This window comes from Maribacter sp. IgM3_T14_3, from assembly GCF_049603095.1.
Taxonomy (GTDB): Bacteria; Bacteroidota; Bacteroidia; order Flavobacteriales; family Flavobacteriaceae; genus Maribacter.
In genome coordinates, this window is the sequence record NZ_CP187138.1 from 3,546,922 (window position 1) to 3,564,835 (window position 17,914).

General features: G+C 34.7%; 21 protein-coding genes. 11 read left to right on the forward strand and 10 right to left on the reverse strand.

Going from position 1 to position 17,914, the window contains the following annotated elements:
- Nucleotides 1-144: 144 nt before the first annotated feature.
- The gene (gene mazG / locus ACPF9A_RS15880) at nucleotides 145-921 is read left to right on the forward strand and encodes a nucleoside triphosphate pyrophosphohydrolase (protein ID WP_423998452.1); all 777 of its coding nucleotides are present in this window, start codon (nucleotides 145-147) and stop codon (nucleotides 919-921) included.
- Nucleotides 922-924: 3 nt separating this feature from the next.
- On the opposite strand, the gene ACPF9A_RS15885 is transcribed toward mazG, so the two are convergent.
- Nucleotides 925-1,329, reverse strand: a complete 405-nt coding sequence (locus ACPF9A_RS15885) for a response regulator (protein ID WP_423998453.1) — start codon at nucleotides 1,327-1,329, stop codon at nucleotides 925-927.
- Nucleotides 1,330-1,710: 381 nt separating this feature from the next.
- Between ACPF9A_RS15885 and ACPF9A_RS15890 the strand changes: the two genes are divergently transcribed.
- Genes ACPF9A_RS15890 through ACPF9A_RS15905 form a run of 4 tightly spaced genes read left to right on the forward strand, consistent with a single transcriptional unit; the run spans nucleotide 1,711 to nucleotide 5,588 of the window.
- The gene (locus ACPF9A_RS15890; RefSeq protein WP_423998454.1) at nucleotides 1,711-3,078 is read left to right on the forward strand and encodes an MATE family efflux transporter; all 1,368 of its coding nucleotides are present in this window, start codon (nucleotides 1,711-1,713) and stop codon (nucleotides 3,076-3,078) included.
- 54 nt (nucleotides 3,079-3,132) lie between these two features.
- A complete protein-coding gene (locus ACPF9A_RS15895; protein ID WP_133686896.1) occupies nucleotides 3,133-3,360 on the forward strand; it encodes a hypothetical protein in 228 nt (75 codons plus the stop codon).
- A 3-nt stretch (nucleotides 3,361-3,363) separates the two neighbouring features.
- A complete protein-coding gene (locus tag ACPF9A_RS15900) occupies nucleotides 3,364-3,933 on the forward strand; it encodes a phosphatase PAP2 family protein (protein ID WP_423998455.1) in 570 nt (189 codons plus the stop codon).
- A complete protein-coding gene (locus tag ACPF9A_RS15905; RefSeq protein WP_423998456.1) occupies nucleotides 3,930-5,588 on the forward strand; it encodes an ArnT family glycosyltransferase in 1,659 nt (552 codons plus the stop codon). Before ACPF9A_RS15900 ends, ACPF9A_RS15905 begins: the two co-directional genes overlap by 4 nt.
- A gap of 11 nt (nucleotides 5,589-5,599) precedes the next feature.
- Here ACPF9A_RS15905 and ACPF9A_RS15910 read toward each other — a convergent pair whose 3' ends face one another.
- The 5 genes from ACPF9A_RS15910 to ACPF9A_RS15930 all read right to left on the reverse strand — a co-directional run bounded on the left by ACPF9A_RS15910 (nucleotide 5,600) and on the right by ACPF9A_RS15930 (nucleotide 10,051).
- Nucleotides 5,600-6,481, reverse strand: a complete 882-nt coding sequence (locus tag ACPF9A_RS15910) for a lysylphosphatidylglycerol synthase transmembrane domain-containing protein (protein ID WP_423998457.1) — start codon at nucleotides 6,479-6,481, stop codon at nucleotides 5,600-5,602.
- Nucleotides 6,465-7,424, reverse strand: a complete 960-nt coding sequence (locus tag ACPF9A_RS15915; RefSeq protein WP_423998458.1) for a glycosyltransferase family 2 protein — start codon at nucleotides 7,422-7,424, stop codon at nucleotides 6,465-6,467. Before ACPF9A_RS15915 ends, ACPF9A_RS15910 begins: the two co-directional genes overlap by 17 nt.
- Nucleotides 7,425-7,507: 83 nt before the next feature.
- Nucleotides 7,508-8,497: a methylmalonyl Co-A mutase-associated GTPase MeaB gene (meaB, locus tag ACPF9A_RS15920; RefSeq protein ID WP_423998459.1), complete on the reverse strand. Its 990-nt coding sequence runs from the start codon at nucleotides 8,495-8,497 to the stop codon at nucleotides 7,508-7,510.
- A gap of 38 nt (nucleotides 8,498-8,535) precedes the next feature.
- Nucleotides 8,536-9,108, reverse strand: coding sequence for a DUF2911 domain-containing protein (locus ACPF9A_RS15925; RefSeq protein WP_423998460.1), 573 nt, complete (start codon nucleotides 9,106-9,108; stop codon nucleotides 8,536-8,538).
- Between the two features lie 28 nt (nucleotides 9,109-9,136).
- The gene (locus tag ACPF9A_RS15930) at nucleotides 9,137-10,051 is read right to left on the reverse strand and encodes an aldose epimerase family protein (RefSeq protein WP_423998461.1); all 915 of its coding nucleotides are present in this window, start codon (nucleotides 10,049-10,051) and stop codon (nucleotides 9,137-9,139) included.
- Nucleotides 10,052-10,155: 104 nt separating this feature from the next.
- Here ACPF9A_RS15930 and ACPF9A_RS15935 point away from each other — a divergent pair, with 104 nt between their 5' ends.
- From ACPF9A_RS15935 to ACPF9A_RS15945, 3 genes are read left to right on the forward strand one after another with little or no spacing between them, the layout of a single operon-like run.
- On the forward strand, nucleotides 10,156-10,701 hold the full coding sequence (locus ACPF9A_RS15935; RefSeq protein WP_423998462.1) for an RNA polymerase sigma factor: 546 nt from the start codon (nucleotides 10,156-10,158) through the stop codon (nucleotides 10,699-10,701).
- A complete protein-coding gene (locus ACPF9A_RS15940; RefSeq protein ID WP_423998463.1) occupies nucleotides 10,685-11,266 on the forward strand; it encodes a hypothetical protein in 582 nt (193 codons plus the stop codon). The genes ACPF9A_RS15935 and ACPF9A_RS15940 overlap by 17 nt, the downstream gene beginning before the upstream one ends.
- Entirely contained in the window at nucleotides 11,238-12,689 is a 1,452-nt protein-coding gene (locus ACPF9A_RS15945; RefSeq protein WP_423998464.1) for a hypothetical protein, read from the forward strand. The genes ACPF9A_RS15940 and ACPF9A_RS15945 overlap by 29 nt, the downstream gene beginning before the upstream one ends.
- Here the strand turns inward: ACPF9A_RS15945 and ACPF9A_RS15950 are convergent, their stop codons facing one another.
- Together ACPF9A_RS15950 and msrA are read right to left on the reverse strand one after the other, a co-directional pair.
- Nucleotides 12,690-13,424, reverse strand: coding sequence for a sugar-binding protein (locus ACPF9A_RS15950; protein WP_423998465.1), 735 nt, complete (start codon nucleotides 13,422-13,424; stop codon nucleotides 12,690-12,692). It lies immediately after the preceding gene.
- Nucleotides 13,425-13,638: 214 nt separating this feature from the next.
- Nucleotides 13,639-14,346: a peptide-methionine (S)-S-oxide reductase MsrA gene (gene msrA, locus ACPF9A_RS15955; RefSeq protein ID WP_423998466.1), complete on the reverse strand. Its 708-nt coding sequence runs from the start codon at nucleotides 14,344-14,346 to the stop codon at nucleotides 13,639-13,641.
- 101 nt (nucleotides 14,347-14,447) lie between these two features.
- On the opposite strand from msrA, the gene ACPF9A_RS15960 reads away from it, so the two are divergent.
- Both ACPF9A_RS15960 and ACPF9A_RS15965 read left to right on the forward strand, forming a co-directional pair.
- Nucleotides 14,448-15,128: a peptidoglycan DD-metalloendopeptidase family protein gene (locus ACPF9A_RS15960; RefSeq protein ID WP_423998467.1), complete on the forward strand. Its 681-nt coding sequence runs from the start codon at nucleotides 14,448-14,450 to the stop codon at nucleotides 15,126-15,128.
- 584 nt (nucleotides 15,129-15,712) lie between these two features.
- Nucleotides 15,713-15,859, forward strand: coding sequence for a hypothetical protein (locus ACPF9A_RS15965; protein ID WP_423998468.1), 147 nt, complete (start codon nucleotides 15,713-15,715; stop codon nucleotides 15,857-15,859).
- 56 nt (nucleotides 15,860-15,915) lie between these two features.
- Here the strand turns inward: ACPF9A_RS15965 and ACPF9A_RS15970 are convergent, their stop codons facing one another.
- Both ACPF9A_RS15970 and ACPF9A_RS15975 read right to left on the reverse strand, forming a co-directional pair.
- Nucleotides 15,916-16,773: an IS3 family transposase gene (locus ACPF9A_RS15970; protein ID WP_424004390.1), complete on the reverse strand. Its 858-nt coding sequence runs from the start codon at nucleotides 16,771-16,773 to the stop codon at nucleotides 15,916-15,918.
- A complete protein-coding gene (locus tag ACPF9A_RS15975) occupies nucleotides 16,770-17,045 on the reverse strand; it encodes a transposase (protein ID WP_423998469.1) in 276 nt (91 codons plus the stop codon). Before ACPF9A_RS15975 ends, ACPF9A_RS15970 begins: the two co-directional genes overlap by 4 nt.
- Before the next feature lie 261 nt (nucleotides 17,046-17,306).
- On the opposite strand from ACPF9A_RS15975, the gene ACPF9A_RS15980 reads away from it, so the two are divergent.
- Entirely contained in the window at nucleotides 17,307-17,501 is a 195-nt protein-coding gene (locus ACPF9A_RS15980; RefSeq protein ID WP_423998470.1) for a hypothetical protein, read from the forward strand.
- Nucleotides 17,502-17,914 lie beyond the last annotated feature (413 nt).

A 17,914-nucleotide genomic window follows, 5' to 3' on the forward strand; every position in this document is an offset into this window, starting at 1 on the left:
TGTTTGATTCTTTTTTACTATCTAAAATCCGCTTGAGTAAATGCTGATGGTCTCAAATAAGATTGTGATTTTAAATGTACGAAAACTAAACAGCATTTTTAGTGCGTAAAGTTGGTGTTGCGTACTTTTGTAAAAATTGTAGCAATGAATAGCAGAAAGGAACAATTAGAGGCATTAGATAGGTTGTTGACCATTATGGACGAGTTGCGAGAGCAGTGCCCGTGGGATAAAAAGCAAACGATGCAATCGTTAAGACACCTTACCATAGAAGAGACTTATGAACTTGGTGATGCTATTTTAGATAATGATCTCAATGAAGTGAAGATGGAGTTGGGCGATGTGCTTCTACATATTATTTTCTACTCAAAAATAGGGTCAGAGACCAATGATTTTGATATTGCCGATGTTGCTAATGCTATTTGCGATAAGTTAGTGAATAGGCACCCACATATTTATGGCGATGTAAAAGTTATCGATGCAGAAGATGTAAAAAGAAATTGGGAGCAGATCAAGTTAAAAGAAGGAAAGAAAAGTGTGCTTGAGGGAGTGCCAAAGAGCTTACCTGCTTTAGTAAAGGCAAATAGAATTCAAGATAAAGTTTCTGGTGTTGGGTTCGATTGGGAAGAACCTAAACAGGTGTTTGAAAAAGTACAAGAAGAGCTGGCTGAGTTACAGGTAGAAGTAGAAGCAGGAGACATGGAGAAAATTGAAGCGGAATTTGGCGACGTACTTTTCTCTATGATTAATTATGCACGATTTCTTGGGGTAAATCCCGAAAACGCTCTCGAGCGAACTAATAAAAAGTTTATAAAACGCTTTCAATACCTTGAGGTTAAGGCAAAGGAAATTGGCAAAGAACTTAAAGATATGTCCTTAGAAGAGATGGATATATTTTGGAATGAGGCAAAAACTAAAGAATAATTTTTAGTGTTTTAATTCTACATTTAAAATTCTAGAGAGGTCTCTATGTTTTATCGGTTTTATGAAATAGTCAGAAATTTCAGGAAACGTTTTTGCATGGTCAACATCTTCTGCATTTATTGAAGAGGTCAACATAATGATTTTAATCTTTTTATCGATTTTCATCGCTACATCTTGAAATTCTTTGATGAATTGAAAACCGTTTAATACCGGCATGTGCAAATCAAGGAAAATGATATCAGGTAATTCTTCATTAGAATTATAATTATCCTGAATAAGTTTCAGCGGTTGAAGTGAATCTGGAAAACCGATAATATTTTTTACCGATAATTGATTGAGATATCGCTTCATTACATATTTAGATATATCGTCATCGTCGATAATCCAAACTAATGGATCTTGGTTCATAAAACTAATAATTAATGGTAATTGGTGTGTTTGTAGTTAATAACGACACGGTACTACATATTAGTATTCTTAAAGTGTATAGTTTAACAAAAATCAAGTGCCAATGGTTCGATTTGTTGTGTGTATTTAAGAGTTATTTATTATTTATAATATTGAAAATTAAATAGTTATAATTACGATTCTTGTTTTAATTCTTCTTTTTTATACTTATTTATTTGAGCTTATGTTTTGAGATAATCGTAAAGTATAACATACCTTTTTATAATTTTATCTTCAGCACAATAATCGTAATAAATTGAAGACCAGCCTTCTTTAAACCTCTTTATGAAGTGAATAAATCGTTCAATTAACGGTACCTTTGCAAAAAATTTAGTTTAAGTTTTGTTACAGAATTACACCAAAGAATTTCGCTATAATATTAAACTTTCGGTTCCTGTTATTTTAGGAATGTTAGGGCACACTTTCGTGCAATTGGCAGATAATATTATGGTAGGTCAATTGGGTACTGCAGAACTGGCCGCGGTATCTTTAGGTAACAGCTTTGTGTTCGTTGCCATGTCTTTAGGTATAGGTTTTTCGACCGCAATTACTCCTCTAGTGGCAGAAGCTGATGGTGCTGGTAATAAAGAAAATGCCAAAAGTGCTTTAAAGCATGGTTTGGTATTATGTACGGTCTTAGGGTTGACATTATTCGGAGTTATTTTATTGGCAAAACCGGTAATGTATGTAATGAAGCAACCTATTGAGGTTGTAGAATTGGCATTGCCATATTTAGATTTGGTTGCTTTTTCATTAGTGCCACTTATAATTTTTCAAGGATTTAAACAATTTTCTGAGGGGTTGTCGCAGACGAAATACCCAATGTATGCCACTATAGTAGCCAACATTATCAATATAGTTTTAAACTACCTTTTGATCTTCGGTAATTTCGGATTTCCAGAAATGGGTATTGTAGGTGCAGCTATAGGTACATTGGTCTCCAGAATTTTCATGGTACTCTATCTATGGTTCATTTTAAAAACGAAAGAGAAGTTTAAGTACTATGTAACCGGATTCAATTTTAAAAAAATTGAAAAAACGGTAATGAAAAAGATTATCGAACTAGGTTTTCCATCTTCATTGCAAATGTTTTTTGAGGTCGGTATTTTTACCTCTGCAGTGTGGTTAAGTGGTGTTTTAGGTAAAAATGCACAAGCCGCGAACCAAATCGCCCTCAACCTAAGTAGTATGACCTTTATGTTCGGTATGGGTCTGGGTATTGCCGCGATGATCAGGGTTGGTAACCAAAAAGGATTAGCGAATTTTAAAGAGCTTAGACGTATTGCACAGTCTATATTTTTATTGACATTCTTATTGGAAATTGTATTTGCAGCACTATTCTTATTAGGTAGACATTGGTTTCCGTCGCTATATTTAGATATTGATGATATGACCAATTTTGCAGATAATACCGAAGTGTTGATTATAGCTGCCGAACTATTATTGGTGGCAGCTTTCTTTCAAATTTCTGATGGTATACAGGTAGTCGTTTTGGGTGCTTTACGCGGATTGCAAGATGTAAAAATACCCACTGTAATTACATTTATTTCGTATTGGATGATTGGCTTTCCAGTAAGTTATTACTTGTGCCTACATACAGATTTAAAAAGTACCGGAATATGGATAGGCTTGCTTACCGGTTTATCGGCGTCGGCTATTATGTTGTATCTTCGATTTAATTATTTAACCAAAAAACTAATCGCACAATAACGGTCTAGTCATCGCTATTTGCACTATAGTTCAACTTTATATAGTACATTTTTTATGGAATTTCCGAAATTTTTATTGGGTGATAATACAGATTATCCGACAGCAATATTTGTAGTGCATACCGAGTTTCCAAGGTTTATAATCAATCTTGAAGATGATGAAGTAGAATGGCTTGAAGAATTTTCTAAAGAAGATGAAAAAGAATTAGAAGAAGAGGCAGAAACCTTAATCGCTGCTGCTACCGCTTTTTATGATCGCGAAGTATCTAGATACGAAGATTAAATTATGCTTCAAGAGCTATTACAGTTAGATAAAGATGTTTTTTTATACCTCAATGGACTAGGTACGCCACAATGGGATAATTTTTTTCTATTCCTGTCCCATAAGCTTAGCGCTATACCGCTTTACATTTTTTTGCTGATTGTTTCTTTTCAGAAATATGGAGGCAAAAAAACGGTGGTGCTATTAGTTTCTGTTGCTCTTTTAATAACGGTTACCGATCAGTTAGGTAATTTTTTTAAGTATGGCGTTGCTCGATTACGACCTTGCCATGATCCAGAAGTTGAACCCTACATGCGATTGGTAAAAAGTTATTGCGGCGGTAAATTCGGTTATTTCTCTGCACATGCGTCCAATTCTTTTGCATTAGCTGTTTTTTTTGGGAATATTTTAAAATCAAGACTTAAATATTTAGGTGTCTTTTTAGTCTTATGGGCAGCTATGGTTGCTTATAGTCGAATATATCTTGGTGTACATTTTCCGCTTGATGTTATTACCGGTGCTCTTATAGGCTCGTTATTCGGCTGGTTGTTTGTAAAGTTATTTATATTTGCACTTCGCAAATTTTCCCTATGATATCTAATCTAAGGTATTGGTTTTTAATTCTTTTGATTTTTTTAGTATACGTTGCAGGTATGTTTGTAACGCTATTCGAAAATGATTCTGCGCAATTTTCTGTAATGGCAATGCGTATGGTACAAGAGAATGATTTCTTTAGCCTGTTTAAAGGTCCTGAAGAATATTTAGATAAGCCGCACATGCATTATTGGTTGGCAGCGTTATCGTATAAGATTTTCGGTATTCATGAATGGTCTTATAGAATACCCGGCATATTAGCAACCTTGTTGGCGGCGTATAGCTGTTACGGCTTGGGTAGTCTACTTTATAATCAGAAAGTTGGTAAGTTGTCTGCATTGATTTTCATGACTGCACAGACTATTGTATTAGGGGTTATAGATGTGCGTACAGATGCAGTTTTAACGGGCTTCAGCATTTTAGCAATTTGGCAGCTAGCAAAGTATATAGAGAAAGGTAGTGCTTCTGCCATAGCTATTGGCGCATTTGCAGCGGGTATTGCTTTTTCTACTAAAGGCCAAATTGCACTTTTGGTTATCGGGCTGCCTATTCTATGTCATCTATTTTATACCAATAAATGGAAGGCTTTTATTAGCTGGAAAGTATTATTGGCTCTTTTGGTGTTTGTCGTAACTATAACTCCAATGTTATATGCTTATTACCTACAGTTCGATTTGCACCCCGAAAAGGTGATTCGTGGAAAAGATAATCGTAGCGGAATATTTTTTATTTTTTGGGAACAGAGTTTTGAGCGCTTAAGTGGTGAAGGTATCGGTAAGAACAGCAGCGATTACTTTTTCTTTTTTCATACCTTCTTATGGGTCTTTCTCCCTTGGACAATTTTAGGAATTACTGCATTCTATAATAAGGTAAAGGGCTTTGTGAAAATCAAATTTAGATATGAGCCTGGTTTTGAGTTTTTGACCATTGGTGGTATTACGCTCATCTTCGTTATAATCAGTTTTGCGCAGTTTAAACTGCCACATTACTTGAATATTACCATTCCGCTGTTTGCCGTAATTACTGCCTCATATATTTATAACCTATATAGAACAGATAAAGCAAAAACGATAAAATTGTTAATGATAGGGCAATACTTTGTATTGAGCATTGTCTTTATAGCATCGGCGTTAATATGCTTCTATGTTTTTAAATTAAGAAGTATTGTTGCCTATGTTGTCTTGATTTTAGCTGGCATTTTTATAATTTATTATGCTTTAAAAAGAGAAGGGCCTTATGTAAAATTAGTGACCATGTCTGTTTGTGCTTCGTTACTTTTAAATGCCGTTTTAAACTTACATTTTTATCCGAATTTATTAGATTACCAAGGTGGGTCTTCAATGGCAAAAATTATTTCTGAAAAAGATATTCCTGTGGATCGTATTTATAAGGTGGGTAAAGATTATAGTTGGTCGTTAGATTTCTATAATCAACATCCTGTTCAGCTTACTACGCCCGCTCTATTAAGAAATCAAAAAGATATTTGGGTATATGTAAATGATGATGAAATGCGTATGCTAGAAAATAAAGGTTTCGATTGGGATTCTCAAATCTCTGTAGATCAGTTTAGAATTACACGGCTTCAGGGTAAATTCTTGAATCCGAATACTCGAAAAAAGGTCGTTAATAAGATGCATTTGCTGCATATTTATTAACAGGTACTTGGTTATTGAGTAGTCATTTGTGCCAGTTCTAATTTTACCTTTTTAAAGTGATACCAAGCGCCAATAAGCGAAACTAAGGCGGTAATTAAAAAGAACAACACACTAATACCTACCGAAATACTTTGATCTAGACCTAAGAGCTTAGCGCCATAGTAGAAAGTTACTTCTCGGCTACCAATGCCACCTAAAGTTAAAGGTACTACCGCTACTATAGATGAGATTAAGAATATGATGAGATATGAAATCTGATTCATTTCAATGTTCAGGGCAAGCAAAATAAACCAAATACAAATTAACTGTGCCAATTGCACCAACGCAGATAATGCGGTCGATTTCCAAAAAATGGGTAATACAAAATTGAAGAACTTCTTATTTAATAGCCAAAATACAATGACCGATAGTGGTATGGCCACAATGAACATCCACCGATAACCATCTAGTAATTCTATTTTAAGAAATGCAAGAAGGCTACAGGCATAAATGAACAGTAATAATAGCCCACCTAATCTGTCTAATACTAATACGCTAACTATTTTTTTAGTCTTTATGTCAAAGGTTTTCTTTAGAATGTAACCTTTGTATGCATCGCCACCAATACCGCCGGGTAAAAATAGGTTGTAGAACATACCCAATAAGTACAGCTCAAAATTACTCTTATTGGTAAGCATAATTTTAAGTTGATGAAAGTATAGATTTAGGCGTATTGCCCCAAGAAACTTAGAAATTATAAATAAAAAAGTAGCTAATAATAAGTAAAGCGGATTGCTCTTTATCAAGATGTCTTTTATCTCAGTTACATCGATTTTTGTAAAAATGAAATAAATTAAAACAGCACTGATAAGGACTTTTAATGTGGTAGTTACTTTCTTATTTAACTTCGCCACCTACGCTTATTTTTTTAATGCGGTACGGTCTTTTGTTCTGAGATTCATAATAAGTACGAATTAATAACTCCATTACGATACCTATTGTAAATAATTGAATACCAGCAAAAATGAACATCATACCTACTGTCAATAAAGGTCTTGTGCCAATATCTTTCCCAAAACCGAACTTTATGATCATAAGATAAATGTTAATAAAAACACCTGCCATAATCATTAAAGAACCAGAGATACCGAAAAGGTGAATTGGGCGTTGAAAGTATTTACGAATAAAAAGTAATAGCATCATATCTGCCACTACTTTGAAAACGCGCTCTAATCCGTATTTAGAAACCCCTGCATGGCGTGCATGGTGTTTTACCGGTACTTGCTTAATTTGACCACCTTCAAGAAATGCCAATAGGGTAATAAACCGATGCATTTCGCCGTATAAGTTTAAATCTTTGGCAATATCTCGGGTAAAAACTTTTAAGGCACAACCATTGTCCTTAATATCTAATTTGGTAACGCGCCTAACCAAGAAGTTGGCGATTTTAGAGGGAATTTTTTTAACTAAAGAATCCTTCCTTTTTTGACGAATACCGGTTACAACATCAAATTCACCGCTAACGGCATAGCTCAGCATTTGAGGAATATCTGATGGGTCGTTTTGCAAATCACCATCCATCGTAATAATATACTCTCCTTCAGCATAATCAAAACCTGCAGCCAATGCTAGACTCTGACCATAATTCTTCTTCAATTCGATTAAATGAACCTTATCATCTTTAAGTGCTTTTACTACTTTTTTGGTATTATCGGTCGAGAAATCATCGATGTAAATAATTTGATAATTGTAGCCAACCAAGCTTTCGTGGATTTTCTGTGTAAGAAGAGCCGCGTTGTCTTGCTCGTTATATAAAGGAACAACGACCGAAAGTAGAGAAGTGGTAACAGGTTGCATTGGGTTGTTTTTGAAATCGATGCAAAGTTATGTTTTTTATACTAAAGAAGATGTACTCGAATCGTAGTAACATCGATAACCGTTTAGCTCGTTTTTAAGACTTTCAATAGTTTTTCAGCAGCTAAAAATGGTGATGTATGACCCGCAATAACTTCTTTTTTCAATTGAGGTAGCATTTCTTTGGTCTTCGGATGGTGATAAAATTCGGACAATAATTCTTGTTCTAGATATTGAATAAGCCAATTTTCATTTTGTTGTTGTCGATTAGTTAAGAAAAATCCGGATGCTTTCATGCTATCACAGTAATTAGCTATCAATTGCCAAATTTTATCTAGGCCTCTATTTTCAATGGCGGAGCAAGTCAGCACTTCAGGAGTCCAGCCATTTTCCTTCGGCGGAAACATATGTAATGCGCGGGTGAATTCCATTCTCGCAAAATCTGTTCGTTTTATATTATCTCCATCAGCTTTTGTAATGACAATTGCATCGGCCATTTCAATAATGCCTCTTTTTATGCCTTGTAGTTCATCGCCTGCACCAGCTAATTTTAATAATAGAAAGAAATCTACCATGTCATGAACTGCCGTCTCGCTTTGCCCAACACCAATAGTTTCTATTAAAGTGCAATTAAAACCCGCGGCTTCTAGTATAAGAATACTTTCTCTAGTTTTTCGGGTAACACCACCCAAAGAAGAACCCGAAGCTGAAGGTCGAATATAGGCATTGGGGTTTTTGACCAACTCTTCCATACGTGTCTTATCACCCAAAATACTCCCTTTTGTTCTGCTGCTAGAAGGATCTACGGTAAGTACTGCCACTTTTTTACCTAAGTCTGTAATCATACCACCAAATTGTTCTATAAAAGTACTTTTGCCTGCCCCGGGTACACCGGTTATTCCGATTCTTATAGTATCATGTTTTTTGGCAATACAGCCGGCAATAATCTCATTAGCGATTATACGGTGCTCAGGTTTTGTGCTTTCTACAATAGTAATGGCTTTACTTACAATAGCGACGTTATTGGCATAGATGCCTTCAAGAAAATCTGATGTAGTAAGTTTAGCTAAATTCATTGTAACAACTTAAAATATGCAAGTTTTGCATAAAGGTACTATTTGTAAATAGGAACCATAATTTTGGTAGAATCCCAAGCTAAACTTAAAAAGTCTAGTGTTTGCTGATTTTCTATAACAATCTCAAATTGTATCGCTAAGTCTTCAACGGGTTCTTCTAATTTTTTTACCGGTACCTCAACCATTAAGTAATCATGTTTACTTTCGTGCGTGGTTTGGTTACCATCTACGCGGGTTACGCCCCAATCGGGTATTTTAGTATTAAAGATTACCTGCCAGCTATCTTTATTAGGTATTGTCCAAAGCGAATATTTGCCCGGTGGCAGTGTCTTGTCTATAATATGTATTGCCTGGGTAGTGGTAAAAGTGGTGGGTTCATTAGCACCTGTACGCCATATTTTACCGAAGGGTACCAATTCTCCGAAAATAACACGTCCCTTTTTTGACGGACTAGAATAATCTACCTCTAACTCGCTGCCTTTTAAATCTAAAAGAGCTGTTTTTGAAGGACTGAATTTTTTGGCTTCACTATGTATGTAAGGTATAGCTACTAGATAAACGAGTGCTACGATTACTACAATACCTATAATAAGCTTTTTTAATAGTTTCATGTAAAGAATCGAAATGCTAAACTATATGTTAACTCGGTGTGCCTAAATCAAATTTAAAGATAGAAATGTTGTTGTAGATATCACCAGGTCTTAAGAGGCTTTTAGGAAAATCTGGCTGATTTGGTGCATCGGGGTAATTTTGAGCCTCAAAACATATACCCGGAAAATCTGCAGGAGTATATACTACCAAAGCAGGTTGGTTGGTATACACTTTCATGTTTATACCAGACGTTTTCGATTGTAATTCTGCAACTTTTTCATTACCGACATCCTTTATAAATATGGTATCTAAACGTTGTACTCCTATTTTTCTTGGTAAAAGAAAATCGTTTTCGCTTTTACGTACGGGTATTATATTACCAGTAGGCAGTAAGTTTTCTTTTGTCTCTAATCGATACGGGCAATTCAATTGTAATTCATAATCATCGATGTACGGGTTGGCATCTAGTTTAAAATAAGAATGATTGGTAAGGTTGATCACCGTACTTCTATCCGTCATTCCTTCATAAATAATCTGCAACGCGTTATTCATTAATTTATAGGTAACGCTTACGTTTAAGTTGCCAGGGTATCCTTCCTCTAAATGCTTACTTGCATAGGTAAGTTTAATGAAGGGTTTATCGCTTTGGTCTACCTCGTCGATGATCCAATATTTTTGATGAAAACCTTCTTTGCCACCATGTAGGTGAACTCCATCCTCTTGAAATAAATCATACCTAGTTCTGTCAATCACAAATCCGCCATTAGAAATTCTACCTGCATAGCGACCAACACTGGCGCCTAAAACATTATCATCTAAACGATATCGACTTGGGTGGTTATAACCTACCACGACATTAGTGTACTCACCATCTGCACCTTTAACAAGTAATTTTTGAATGGTGGCACCATAATCAAGGACCATTAAGGTCAAATAGGCATTTGAAATTGTAACTTGTTTCAATGAAAAGATTTAATAGTATTCTGTAAAAATAAAAATTTTTGCCACATTCTATTTTTTATATCGTCCTTATTATAACAACGACCCAAAACCAATCTAATTAATTCATGTTTCAAAGCGCTATTGTAGAGAAATGTAAGGCAAATGACCGTACGGCACAAATGCAATTATATCGTAAATATTGCGATGGCATGTACATTGTAGCCATGCGATTTGTGAAAAATGGAGATGATGCAGAAGATATTTTACAGGAGTCGTTTATTAAAGCTTTTCAAAAAATACATCAGTTTAAAGGTGATGTAACTTTTGGAGCTTGGTTAAAGCGGATTGTTGTGAATCAAAGTATTGATTTTTTAAAAGCAAAGAAAGATCAAGAGGTTTCGTTAGACGAAGGTTATATGCAAGTGGTTGCAGAAGATGATAATTGGAATGTGTCTGCTACTATTAGCATTGAACATGTTAGATGTGCTATTAATGGGTTACAGGATAAATACAAATACGTGGTGCTTATGTTTTTGGTAGAAGGGTATGATCATCAAGAGATTGCTCAAGTATTAGAAATTTCTGAATCTGCCTGCAGAACAAGATTATCACGAGGAAAAAGTCATTTAAAAGAACTATTAAAAGGAAATAAATATGGAACAGGATCTTAGGGAAATGTTCAAAAAAGAACGGGAACAAATACATACTATTAAAACAGATCATGAAGAACGATTTTTAAAGAAGTTACAAGAATCATTACCAGAAGAAAAAAAGCCCACTAGAATGTGGTTGAAAATTGCAGCTTCGATAGCAGTGCTTTTTAGTATTGGTTTTGGGTATTTGTATTTGAACGACAACAATGATAATTCGCCAGTTGTAGTAGAATCTACCCCAGACGAGGATAATAAATCTGAATTCACTTTCGGGGATCTTTCTCCGGATTTGAAAAAGGTAGAAAGCTATTATGTAGCCAATATTAATTTAGAATTGGCAAAACTAGAAGTGTCGCCAGATACTAAAGAGTTGATTGATAGTTTTATGGAACAACTCAATAATTTAAACCTGGAATACAAAACTTTAAATAATGAGTTAAAAGAATTAGGACCTAACGACCAAACTATAACCGCATTAATAGAGAATTTACAGTTACGATTACAATTATTACAGAAATTAAAAAGAAAGTTAACCGAATTAAAATTATCAAAAAATGAACAGATCATTGACAACAGTATCTAAGCAACTCATCATTGCATGTACACTTTTAACTTCTACCGCATTTTTGGCGCAAGAAGAGCGTAAAACATTTCAAGAACGATTTATTGTAGCAGAAGACGCTGTCATAAACATCAATACCAGTTACGCTGATATTGAATTCGAAACTTGGGATAAAGACGAGGTGGCTATCACAGCCACCATTACCCTAGAAGGAGCTTCGAAAGAAGAAGCTGAAAACTATTTTAAGAATAGCCCAATAGAAATTATGGGTAATAGCAAAGAAATTAAAATATCTTCAAAATCTAAGAATAATGACTTTTTTACAAGTTTTGATTCTAAAAATAGCTTTAATCACGGCGGTATGCGAATAGCCGTTCCTGAAATTGCATCGTTTGTAGTAAGTGTACCTCAGATAGCTCCTTTTCCAGAAATGCCACCACTACCATTAACAGATGCGTTTAAATTTGATTATGAAGAGTATCAAGAGGATGGAGATAAGTACATGAAAAAATGGCAAAAGAATTTTGAGAAAAGTTTTGATAAAAAACACCAGAAACGATTAGAAGAATGGGCTGAGCGTATGGAGGAGTATGCAAATAAGGGTGAAAAAATAATTGAGAAGCATAATGAAGAGCGAGCTGAATTTATAGAGAAAAAAGCCGAATTACGTGAAAAACGTAATCAAGATTTACAACAGAGACTAGAAGAATTAGAAGAGAAACGTGCTCATGCAGAGAAAGAAAGAGAAGAGCTTCGAACATTTATAAGTTCTTCTAGAGAAGATAGAGCAGATGTACCCAATGTATTTTACTTTTCAAATGAAGGAGAACAAAAGAATTTTAAAATTAAAAAGACTATAAAGATTAGCTTGCCCAAGTCAACCAGAATAAAAATGGATGTACGCCACGGTGAGGTTAAACTAGCTGAGAATACCAAAAACTTGAATGCGAACCTTTCGCATTCAAGCCTTTGGGCAGCTATTATAGACGGGAAAGAAACTACAGTTTCTGCATCATATACTCCGGTAACAGTTAAAAAATGGAATTACGGTCAACTAAGCACTTCCTATTCAGAAGAAATTTCATTGTCCGAGGTGGTTGAATTACAATTACAAGCCACTTCGTCAGAGGTTACTATAAATAAACTTCTGAAAAATGCTTTTGTAAAAAACAACTTTGGTACAGTGCATATTTTAGAGATTGGCAACGATTTTGAAGCCTTAGATGTAAGCGTAAAGAATGGCGAACTTAATTTAAGATTACCAAAAGTGGCTACCGGTATTTATGTAAAGGGCAACTCTTCAACGTTAAAATTACCAACAGGTTTACAGATAGTAGAAACTAAGAATGGGAATACAACAATTCATAAAGGGTATCACTTGAAAAATAATAGCAACCGTTCTGTGGTAATCACATCAGATTATAGTGAGGTAGTGCTGCAATAATTATTTTACCAATTTTAAGGTTCCAAATACATTGGCATCTATCCATCCCTTGTTTTTATTTTCGCCTGCGACAAATACAGAACCGATTAAGTTCTCGCGCTCTTCACTACTATCATTATCTGCATAGGCGAGTGCAAAACCAACTCTTTTATTCTCGGTAAGTACAACCGGCTTTATTGATGGCTCATCATTATACAAACTAGGATACACTTTTACAAGCATTTCCCAATACGTGGTGTTACCTTCTGTTTGGTGCTTAGAGGTAATATGATCGTTATATAGCGTTGGCTTTTCGTCTACACCTAAGTCAACCACATTACCATCTAAAGCTACATGGTAAGTGAATGCATTATGGTTAAACCGGTGTTGCCCGCCAGAATTGTCTTCATCTACATAAACAATAACACAGTCATCGTTCCACCAAAGTTTTAATGGGTCTTCGGTTTTATCTAAAATAGTATTGTCAACTATTTCTAGAAGAAGGTAGAGTCCGTCTTCGTTCCAAGCGATTTTATACCTGCCATTATAATCATCATGATCAAATGGGCCGCCGATCCAATTTTGGTCGATTGGTTTCCAATCGAGTAAATTCCAATAATTTTCTATAGCTCTACCATCTAAGGTAGGGGCATCTTTAATATAAGAAACAGGGGTTGCTTGAGAATTTTTCTTGTTCTTAACTTCTGCACATGAAATAACGGCTAAAAGAAGTAAAAGGTAAATAGTCCATTTCATAATACTAGTTTGGAATCTATAGTTCAAAAATACCATTTTCTAAAGTTATGTAAGATTAATAGTACTTATTTAAGTGGCGATAAGATATAATCAAATATGAATAACCTACTTATGGTTAGGTTAACTGATGTGCTTAGTAATTATTGTACAGTCTGTTGCACAAAAAAAGCATCCTAGGTAGGATGCTTTTATATAAAATATTTTGGGAGATCTTTTAATGGGCACTCTTCTTTAGATAATCTCCAAAGTTTTCTTTAAATCTATTTAATCTCGGTATAGAAACGTTTCTTATATATGAGTTGTTAGGATTGTTCTTTTCATAATCTTGATGATACGACTCTGCTTTGTAAAAGATAGTATAAGGTACAACTTCTGTCGTAATTGGATCATTATCATACACTTTTTTATCAGTAAGTGCTTGAATATAATTTTCAATGATTTTCTTTTGCTCTTCATTCTTGTAAAAAGCGATCGAGCGATATTGTCTACCACGATCGGGACCTTGTCTATTTAATTGAGTTGGGTCATGAGAACCAAAGAATACTTGAACCAATTGGGTGAAAGAAATTTCATTTGGATCATAATAAACTTCAACAGCCTCTGCATGGTCAGTTTTACCATAACCAACTTCTTCATAAGTAGGGTTTTTTTGTTGGCCGCCAGCATAACCAGATACAACTTCTTTAACACCCTTTACACTTTCAAAAATAGCCTCTACACACCAAAAGCATCCGCTGGCAAAATAAGCGGTTTCGTATGTACTTAATTGCTGCGGACTCAATTTTACTTCTTCCTCAACCTCTTCGTGTTGTGTTTCACCCATTTCTGTATTTTCAGAAATGATATTTTTTTTGACTTTAGATTGGCAACTGGTAGCAATCATTGTCGCGCAGGCCAATAAAGTGATTTGTAATAATTTCATAACAATTTTCTTTTAGCAATTTGTAGGTAATTTACAAAGACCTTACGAGGAAAATGGTTAAAAAATGTTAACGATAGTAAAGGATACTATATTTTTGAGATATGAATACACTAGCTCAAGCCCTAGAATCTTACGCTGTAAAAACTATCTATATTTTAGATGCCACTATTTCATCTGAATTATATGTACCATTAGATCTATCTATATATAATGAAGATTTGAATGATTTAGATATCACCGAATATTCCGTTTGTCAATCTTATATTGATGGCGTGCTTGAAAATAAACAAGGTGTTATTGCCTACGGCGGATATTTAGAACAAAGAAATCTATATAGTGATAAGGAAGGTTTTACCTCTAACAGTAAACCTTTTCGTAATATTCACTTGGGAATTGACTTTTGGTGTGATGCAGGTACAAAGGTCATTGTGCCATTAGACGGAAAGATTCATAGCTTTAAAAACAATAATACTATTGGTGATTACGGACCAACTATTATTCTTGAGCACATTTTAAATGAAATTACCTTTTATACCTTATATGGTCACTTAGCTGTAGATTCTTTACTAGACCTATATATAGGAAGGACTTTTGAAGCCGGAGATGTACTCGCAACTTTAGGTACACCTGATATTAATGTAAACTACGCCCCACACCTTCATTTTCAAATTATTCAAGATTTAGAAGGTAACATAGGTGATTACCTAGGTGTATGCGCTGAAGGGCAACTATCCTTTTATAAAGAGAACTGCCCTGATCCTAATGTGCTATTAAAGTTATAATAAAGTAAGTAGAGGTAAGTACAAAGTAGTAAGTACGAAGTATTAAGTCTGAAGTTGGAAATATTGAAAATAGAAAATAGAGTATAGAGTATAGAGTATAGAGTATAGAAAATAGACTTGTTACGAATTGTAAAATCGGTAGGACTAGATTGCAAAAGAGAAAATAGCGTATTTAGTAAAGCGAATTACTAGAGCAATTACTAACGTAATATCTTAGTACTTTATACTTATTACTTAATACTAAAAAACACGAAGCGTTAAAGCAAACAACCAACATCTATATTCTTTCCTCTTTCCTCTTTCCTCTTTCCTCTCTTTTCTTTTTTTTTGAACTTGAACTTGAACTTGAACTTGAACTTGAACTTGAATTTTGAACTTGACTCTAGAGCCTGTACAATCTCTTCCGATATCGTTTAAAAACCTCAATTATTGGTAAGGTGTTTTTAGCGGTGTTGTCGTTTATCGATTCGATTTTACACTTCATCTGAAGTTATGTCAAGTAACGAGAATTAGGGCTTTTTCAGCGATTCATCACCTAGTGAAACAAGGCCTGCGGCGTTCTATTATTGTAACAAACGCAAGTCATGAAAACAATAATAGCAACAATCTTCATCATCTTTTTAAGCTTCACAGCACAAGCACAGAACACTACTGAAGAAGTTAAAGTTGAAACTATTGAGATGAGCATCGTTACTGAAACAACATATGAAGTAGAAGCTAATACTACTTGATGACACCCCACTTATTAGGACAGTAAATAGCCTAATTTAAGTTCTATTTATATTAATTACGCGGCTTTCAGTTGTTTAATCAAATACCTTTTAAAAGGTATTTGATTTTTTATTCCTTGATGTCTTCTTTCATTATTATAGTAGTTAAAGTACCATTTACATTGTTTGAATAAATCGACTCCAGAGCAGGGTGGGTTTAAATAAATACTTTCGTATTTAACACTTCTCCACAGGCGTTCTATGAACACATTGTCAATAGCTCTTCCCTTTCCATCCATGCTCAATTTAATATCGTTAGATAGCACTGTGCTTGCAAATACTTCAGAAGTATATTGACTTCCTTGATCGGTATTAACGATTTCTGGCTTACCATGAAGTGTAATTGCTTGCTGTAATGTATCAGCGCACCATTGTGCATCCATCGTATTGGATACAGACCAATTTAAAACATACCTACTATGCAAATCAATAATTGCCGTCAAGTACATGAATCCTTTTTGCATGGGGATATAGGTGATATCGGTTGCCCATACTTGATTAGGATTTTCTACTTTCAAATTACGGAGTAGGTATGGATAGGTTTTATGAGCCTTGTTTCTCTTTGAGGTCTGCCTGCCTGGCATAACTGCACGTAACCCCATAACATCGTAATACAAGCGTTCTATTCGCTTATGGTTAACGTTAAATCCTTTATCCATTGTAAGCCAAGTATGCATACGTTTGGCACCTTTGAAACAATAATGTGTGTAATGCTCATCCATTAATCGCATAAGCTCTAAATTTAAACTACTCTCTGATTTAGGTTTATAATAGAGTCCTGAACGGTGTACCGATAAAAGATTGCATTGTTTGGATATACTAAGTTTTGAATGACCCTTGCTTATCATTTGTCTACGCTCTTTTAAAGGTTTTATCGCAAGGCCTTGCTTAAAAAATCATTCTCCACTTTAAGTTGACCAATAACTTTTAAAAGGTGGTCTTCCTTTTGTTCCAATTCGCTCTTCTTTGATGCTTTAACCTTATCAAATAATGATTCCGCTTGTGAAACAAATTCTCGTTTCCATAGATTAATCTGTTGAGGGCTAATGTCAAACTTCTGAGCTAAAACCTGAATAGTATCTCGCTCTTTCAGAGCTTCTAAAACTACCTTAGTCTTGAATTTTGATGTGAATTTTCTTCGTGTCATTACAGTAAATTTAAGTTTCTTTTTTTGAACTTAATTTACTGTCCTAATTTTGGGGGTATCTTCAACTTTAGAAGTTGCTAGATTATACAAATTCAAAAACTCAAGAATCAAAAGAGATTTAAACTTCTTAACTAAAGCGAATAAACCTAAGATGGCTTAATTTGTTAGTATTAAGAGAAGAGTATTAAGTACGAAGTACAAAGTACAAAGTAAGAAAATAGAAGTTCCAAATAGAAAATTTAGCTTTGCTAAATTTTCTATTTGGAACAACGGACAACGGACAACGGACAACGGACAACGGACAACGGACAACGGACAACGGACAACGGACAACGGACAACGGACAACGGACAACGGACAACGGACAACGGACAACGGACAACGGACAACGGACAACGGACAACGGACAACGGACAACGAACCACCAAAATCTATTTTCTCAATTCTATTCTCTAACCTCAATTCTCTTTTAAAAACTACCTTCCTGTAGTCACTCCAATTATCAATATCTAATTTTTGTAAGAAAAAGTTTATTAACCCGATGAACTGCACAAATTCGGGGTCTAGCGGAAGATTATTTTGTAGGAAAACGGACTACAAAAAGAAGTTATACATCGAAAAGTAAACTTTTCATCGTAAAAATCGTACCTCTTATCGAATTCGAAATACGTTTACTTACAAGTAGATGGTTATCTATAAACCAAATTCACCTACTTTATTAAGCGTACAATTATTTTTTTATTCCTTGTTATCTGTTTGGGAACCCAGTCCCAAGCACAATCGAAGTCACCAGACATCAAAGTACAGACTATTGTTATGCCCATGGCAGATGTAACAATAAAATCTGATGTAAACGCTCAGGGTTTTCA